Below are 6,448 nucleotides of genomic sequence, written 5' to 3' on the forward strand. Positions count from 1 at the left end.
TACACGTGCTCTGGCCGAACAAGCTCGCGCAGCTGCTCCGGAGCGCGGAGGGCGACGTGGACGTCAACGCGGTCGCGACCCGACTGGAGTCCGTGTTCCGACCGGCCTGACCGCTTGTCCACAGCCCGCGCCCGAACTCGACCAGGGCGGTCTCCGCGCCCCTACCCTCGACCCGTGCAGCACTGGGAAGCCACCGACGCCCGCCGGCGCCACATGGCCCGCTTCGGCCGCCGCGACACCGCGCCCGAACTCGCCCTCCGCCGCACACTCCACGCCCGAGGCCTGCGCTTCTTCGTCGACCGCCGACTGAGCACTGCGACGCGTTGCCGCGCCGACCTCGTCTTCCCCCGAGCCCGGATCGCGGTCTTCGTCGACGGCTGCTTCTGGCACTACTGCGACGAGCACACGCACCTGCCGAAGGCCAACGCAGAGCTGTGGCGTGCCAAACTCCTGGCGAACCGGCAACGGGACGCCCACCACGACGCGGTCCTGCGCCGCGAGGGCTGGAAGGTCCTCCGGGTCTGGGAACACGAAGTAGTCGAGGAGGCAGCCGACCGCGTCGAGCGTGAGCTCGACCTCTGGCGCCGGATCGCGACGAACACGCGAGCCAGCTGACCTGATGCGGTCGCGTCCACGCGACCACCTGCGGACGGGAGGCACGGGACGGGCCGGCAACGCGCCTCCCGTCCGGTGCTCGGTCGCCACCACGGCGCGGCAGATCCCGCATCATCCGCGGCGGTGAGCCGCACCCCGTGAACGGGGCCTCGCCCGAAGACTGCGTTCCAGCAATCATGTAGAGACCCTCAGATTCGGAGCGCCCGCATGACATCCTCGACCCCTCTCCGTAGCGCGATCATCGGCGCTGCGGGAGCACTCGCCCTCGTCCTCTCCCTGAGCGCGTGCAGCGCGAGCGACGTCGGTGACGCGAAGGCGCTCGTCGCCGACGTCTCAGCCACGCCGAAGTCGACCGCGAGTGCTGCGGCCGCCGCCAAGGCCGCAGCCGACGAAGCGAAGAAGGTCGCGGCGGACAAGGCTGCTGCTGATGCCGCCGCCGCGAAGGCTGCAGCGGACGCCGCGGCGCAGAAGGCCGCGGAGGAGGCGGCTGCACAGCAGGCTGCCGCGGCGCAAGCCGCTGCCGATGCCAAGGCGGCTGCGGACGCGGCAGCAGCGCAGGCAGCCGCTGATGCCCAGGCTGCCGCAGCTGCGCAGGCGCAGGCCGCCGCCGCTCCAGCGACCGCGACGTCCTTCGCGAACTGCGACGCAGCGCGTGCGGCCGGCGCTGCACCGGTCCGCGTGGGCGACCCGGGCTACTCCCGCAAGCTCGACCGGGACGGGGACGGAGTCGGCTGCGAGGACTGAGCATCCCGTACCCCATACCAAGGCGTACCATCAGATCGTCAGCATGCTGAACATCTGAGAGGACCGCCATGACCACCCCGGCCACATCGACCACCACGGGCCCCGCGACCACCCCCGACCGCCGTCGCTGGATCGGCCTCGTGGTGATCAGCCTGGCCGTCGCGCTGATCATCGTCGACTCGACGATCGTGAACGTCGCGATCCCCAGCATCGTCGCCGACCTGGACATCGGTTCGACGCTGGTGCAGTGGGTGCAGGAGAGCTACACGCTCGTGTTCGCGGCGCTGCTCCTGGTCTTCGGCGCCCTGGCCGACCGCTTCGGCCGCCGCCGGCTCCTGGCCACGGGCGTGATCGTGTTCGCGGTGGCCTCGGTCCTCGCGGCGCTCTCCCCCACGGGCGACCTGCTCGTGCTCTCCCGGATCGTGCAGGGCGTCGGCGGGGCGATGGTCCTGCCGACGACGCTGTCGATCCTCAACGCCACCTTCACCGGCCGCGAGCGCGGGATCGCCTTCGCGGTCTGGGGTTCGACGATCGGCGGGATGGTCGCGGTCGGGCCGCTGCTCGGCGGCTGGCTGACGACGGACTTCTCGTGGCGGTGGGCCTTCGGCATCAACGTCCCGATCGTCGCGATCATCCTGGTCGGCCTGGTGTCCGCGGTGAACGAGTCCCGCGACGCCGAGCACGCGGGCCGCATCGACGTCGTCGGCGCGGTCCTGTCCGTGGTGGCGAGCGCGTCGCTCGTGTTCGGGCTCATCGAGGGCCGCACCTACGGCTGGTGGATCCCGTCGTCCACGCCGCTGACGATCGGCGACTGGTCGTGGTCGACAGGCATCTCACCGATCCCGGTGGCGTTCCTGATCGCGGTCGTCGCGGGCGTCGGCTTCGTGGCGTGGTCGCTCCGTCGGCAGCGCAACGGTCGCTCGGCGCTCATCGCCCTCGACCTGTTCCGCATCGGGTCGTTCCGCAACGGCTCGATCGCGGCACTCATCGTCTCGCTCGGCGAGTTCGGCATCATCCTCAGCCTGCCGCTGTGGCTGCAGAACGTCCTCGGCTACTCGGCGCTGCAGACGGGCCTGGTGCTGCTGGCGCTGGCGATCGGCTCGTTCGTGGCGAGCGGCTTCGCAGCGACGGTCGGCCAGCGGATCGGGGCGCTGCCGATCGTCCGGATGGGCATCGGCGCGGAGATCGTCGGCGTCGCGGCGATCGGCCTCGTGGTCAGTGCGTCGACCGCGTGGTGGGCGATCGTCCCGTGCCTGTTCGTCTACGGCTTCGGGGTCGGTCTGGCCACGGCGCAGCTGACGGGCGTCGTGCTGCAGGACGTCCCGGTCGAGCGCAGCGGCGAGGCCTCGGGCGCCCAGAGCACGGCGCGGCAGATCGGTTCGGCGCTCGGGATCGCGGTCCTCGGCACGGTGCTGTTCACCTCGACGGGCACCGCGCTCGAGCATCGCCTGCAGGACGCGGGGACGCCGGCTGCGGCGGCCTCGAAGGTCGCGGACGCGGTCGTGCAGTCGTCCGGCGGAGCGATCGGCTCGTTGCAGGGAAGGACGGCCGATGCTGCTGCGGTCGCGTTCTCGGACGGCACCCGAGCGGCGGCGTTCTCGGCGGCGGGCTTCCTGGTGATCGGCCTCGGTGCGACGCTGCGACTGCGGGCCCCGCGCCGCGACGAAGACTGACCGGCCCGGCAACCACAGACCGATGGCGCCCGCCCACCCCGACCAGGCACACTGTCCCCATGCCCGCCGCCCCCGCCATCGAGGTCCGCCACCTCACCAAGCAGTACCCCACCGGCAAGCGCGCCGTGGACGACGTCTCCTTCGCCATCGCGCAGGGCGAGACCTTCGCCCTCCTCGGCCCGAACGGCGCCGGCAAGTCCACCACCGTCGAGATCCTCGAGGGCTACCGCTCCCGCACCTCCGGCGACGTCAGCGTCCTCGGGCACGACCCGGCCCGGGTCAGCCGCGCGCACAACGCCCGCATCGGCATCGTCCTGCAGACCAGCGGCGAGTCCCCCAACGTCACCGTGGTCGAACAGCTCACCCACTTCGCCAAGCTCTACCCGAACCCGCGCAGCATCGACGAGCTGCTTGCGGCGACGGGCCTCACCGAGCAGCGGAACACGCGGGTCGCCCGGCTCTCGGGCGGACAGCGTCGACGGGTCGACGTCGCCCTCGGCATCATCGGCCACCCCGAGGTCCTGTTCCTCGACGAACCGACGACCGGCTTCGACCCCGCAGCCCGTCGGCAGTTCTGGGACCTGCTCAAGCGCGTCCAGCACGAGGGGACGACGATCCTGCTGACGACCCACTACCTGGACGAGGCTGCACAGCTCGCTGACCGTGCGGCAGTCATCGCGGACGGTCGACTGCTCGACGTCGCGCCCATCGACGAGATCGGCGGCGCCGAGGCCCGAACGCCACGCATCCGCTGGCGCGACGACACCGGCGCCGTGCACGAGGAACGCACCTCCGACGCCGCGGACCGGATCCGCAGCACCACGGAACCGATGCACGACCTCGAGGTCATCCGCCCCTCCCTCGAGTCCGTCTACCTCGAGATGGTCGGCAACCGATGAACCCCGTCAGCATGGGCACTGCCCGCATCACCTACGAGATCCGCTCGTACTTCCGGGCCCCGGACGCGGTGTTCTTCACGTTCCTCTTCCCGATCATCATGCTGGCGCTGTTCTCGGTCGCCTTCAGCAGCGCCGCCGACATCCAGGCCGGCCCCGGCGTCAGCGTCGACTACGCCACGTACTACCTGCCCGGCCTGGTCGCGACGGCGATCCTGCTCTCCGGGACGCAGTCGCTCGGCGTGGACATCGCGGGCGAGCGCAGCGACGGCACCCTCAAGCGCCTCGGCGGCACGCCCCTGCCGGTCCTGAGCTACTTCATCGGCAAGATCGGCATGGTCGTGGTGACCACGGCCGTGCAGATCGCCATCCTGCTGGCGGTGGCCAGCCTGGTGTTCGGGGTGGACCTCCCGACCGACGGCGCCCGCTGGGCGCGCTTCGCCGGCATCGCACTCCTCGGCATCGCCACCTGCTGCGTCCTCGGCATCGCGATCTCCGCACTCCCCCGCGAGGGTCGCCGCGCCACGGCCACGATCGTGCCGATCGTCCTCGTCCTGCAGTTCGTCTCGGGCGTCTACCTCCCCTTCACGCAGCTGCCCGACTGGCTGCAGAACGCCGCGTCGGTCTTCCCGCTGCGCTGGATGGCGTCCGGCATGCGGTCCGTCTTCCTGCCCGACGCGTTCGCGTCGTCCGAGCCGGGAGGCGCGTGGAACCTGACCCTGGGCATCCTCGTGCTGGTCGGGTGGCTGGTCCTGGGCGCGGTGGCCTGCCTGGTCACCTTCCGCTGGAACCGCAAGGACGCCTGACGCCGGTCCGGCGTGGAACATCACACTCCGCTTCGCTAGGGTGCAGTGATGAGCAACGAAGCCATGGCGACCTGGGGCGGCGTCCTCGTGACGCTCGCCGTCGCGATCTGGAGCCTCCGGGTCGCCCGACGAGCCGAGCGTACGGCCCGCCAGGACCGGAACGAGCGCGAGGCTGCCCGCGTCAGCGCCTGGGTCGCGGCGGTGTGGTCGAACGCCGCGCCGGACGACCTCGCACAGAAGAGCAACGTGCTCGTCATCCGGAACGCCTCCGACGCGGCGATCCACGACGTGCGTGCGAGCGCCGTCATGAACGGGCGTGCGACCGAGTTCCGCGCGGCGGTCTGCCCGCCCGGCGAGTCCTTCGCCACGTGGAACCCGCCGGGCAGTCGACACACCTGGCAGTTCCTGGCCGGCTGCGAGCAACTCGCCCGTCAGGACCGCGGCATCAGTCCGTTCACACGCAGCGACCGCTGGCGGTTGGAGACGCTGCAGTTCACCGATGCGCTCGGCGCACGGTGGGAGTATCGGTCGCAGCACGGCATACGACCGGTCACCTGATCACGACCAGGTCAGCACGAACCGCCCACGCGTCCCACCGGCCTCGAGCCGTTCGTGCGCCTCGGATGCCCGCGCGGCCGGCAGCACCTCAGCCACCCGGGGTGTGATCGTCCCGCCCTCGACGGCGTGCCGCAGCCGCTCGAGCTTGTCGAACGACCGGTACTCGCCGAACACCATGACCTGTTCGAAGCGCACTCCGGCAGCACCGTTCCCCTCCCAGCCGCGCACGTCGACGAACGCCCCGCCCGAGCGCACGGCCGGCACGACGACGTCCCGCTGCACCGCGGCATCAGCGAGTGCGTCGACCCCCTCGGGCACGATCTCGCGGACAGCAGCGGCGAACCCGTCGCCGCGCGGCAGGATGTGGTCCGGGCCGAGTGAGCGCACGAGCGCTTCGTCGGTGGGCGCTGCGTCGGCGATGACGGTGATCCCCTCGGCCTTCGCGAGCTGCACCAGGTAGTTGCCGAGCAGTCCGGCGGCCCCGGTCACGGCGAGGGTCCCGCCACGCTCGACCCCGGCGAGCTCGAGGATCCGGATCGCGGTGAGGCCGTTCATCGGCACGGTGGAGGCGAGCTCGATCGAGGTGTCCTTCGGCACGTGCGTGAACGACCCGACGGGAGCGACGAGCTCCTCGACGTACGCGCCGCCGTGGGTGCTCAGCGGCAGCGCCATGGCCATCACGGCGTCGCCGACCTGCCAACCGGAGACGTCCGGGCCGACCTCGTCGATGACCCCGGCGGCGTCCATCCCGGGGACGTACGGCGGCTGGGCATCCGAACTGTCACGCTGCCCCGCACGGACGCCCGTGTCGGTGGGGTTCACCGCGAACGCCTCCACCCGGATCCGGACCGAGCCGGCTCCGGCGTGCGGCTCCGGCACCTCGTGGACGGCGAGGGCCTCGGGCCCTCCGAACTGCTGTACTCCGACGACCTTCACCGATCTGTTCTACCGGTCCTCGCTCGGGCGCTCCCAGGACCGAGACAGCGACCGAGCGAGCACCGACTCGACCACCCCGGGCCCGTGTCCGCCCCTCGAGCCGGACGACGTCAGCGCGACCTCGCCGTCGTCGACGTGCAGCGGCAGGTCCTGAACGCAGAAAACCCCTGACCATCACTGGTCAGGGGTTCCCTGGTGTCACCAACGTTGAGTCCGGCGG

The 6,448-nt window shown here is 71.4% G+C and carries 7 protein-coding genes; 6 read left to right on the plus strand and 1 reads right to left on the minus strand.

The features are described from left to right. Window positions 1–174: 174 nt before the first annotated feature. The 6 genes from BIU90_RS15870 (at window position 175) to BIU90_RS15895 (ending at window position 5,292) form a co-directional block, all read left to right on the plus strand. Window positions 175–615: a very short patch repair endonuclease gene (locus tag BIU90_RS15870; protein WP_254787086.1), complete on the plus strand. Its 441-nt coding sequence runs from the start codon at window positions 175–177 to the stop codon at window positions 613–615. 207 nt (window positions 616–822) lie between these two features. Then, window positions 823–1,359 carry an excalibur calcium-binding domain-containing protein gene (locus BIU90_RS18905; protein WP_071301193.1) on the plus strand — a complete coding sequence of 179 codons (537 nt, stop codon included), beginning with the start codon at window positions 823–825 and terminating at the stop codon, window positions 1,357–1,359. A gap of 68 nt (window positions 1,360–1,427) precedes the next feature. Beyond that, window positions 1,428–3,032, plus strand: coding sequence for a DHA2 family efflux MFS transporter permease subunit (locus BIU90_RS15880; RefSeq protein ID WP_071301194.1), 1,605 nt, complete (start codon window positions 1,428–1,430; stop codon window positions 3,030–3,032). Window positions 3,033–3,091: 59 nt separating this feature from the next. Continuing rightward, on the plus strand, window positions 3,092–3,931 hold the full coding sequence (locus BIU90_RS15885; RefSeq protein WP_071301195.1) for an ABC transporter ATP-binding protein: 840 nt from the start codon (window positions 3,092–3,094) through the stop codon (window positions 3,929–3,931). After that, window positions 3,928–4,734 carry an ABC transporter permease gene (locus BIU90_RS15890; protein WP_071301196.1) on the plus strand — a complete coding sequence of 269 codons (807 nt, stop codon included), beginning with the start codon at window positions 3,928–3,930 and terminating at the stop codon, window positions 4,732–4,734. Before BIU90_RS15885 ends, BIU90_RS15890 begins: the two co-directional genes overlap by 4 nt. Window positions 4,735–4,782: 48 nt before the next feature. Further along, entirely contained in the window at window positions 4,783–5,292 is a 510-nt protein-coding gene (locus tag BIU90_RS15895; protein WP_139195314.1) for a hypothetical protein, read from the plus strand. On the opposite strand, the gene BIU90_RS15900 is transcribed toward BIU90_RS15895, so the two are convergent. Then, window positions 5,293–6,228, minus strand: a complete 936-nt coding sequence (locus BIU90_RS15900; RefSeq protein ID WP_071301198.1) for an NADP-dependent oxidoreductase — start codon at window positions 6,226–6,228, stop codon at window positions 5,293–5,295. Window positions 6,229–6,448 lie beyond the last annotated feature (220 nt).

This window comes from Curtobacterium sp. MCBA15_001, from assembly GCF_001864835.1.
Taxonomy (GTDB): Bacteria; Actinomycetota; Actinomycetes; order Actinomycetales; family Microbacteriaceae; genus Curtobacterium.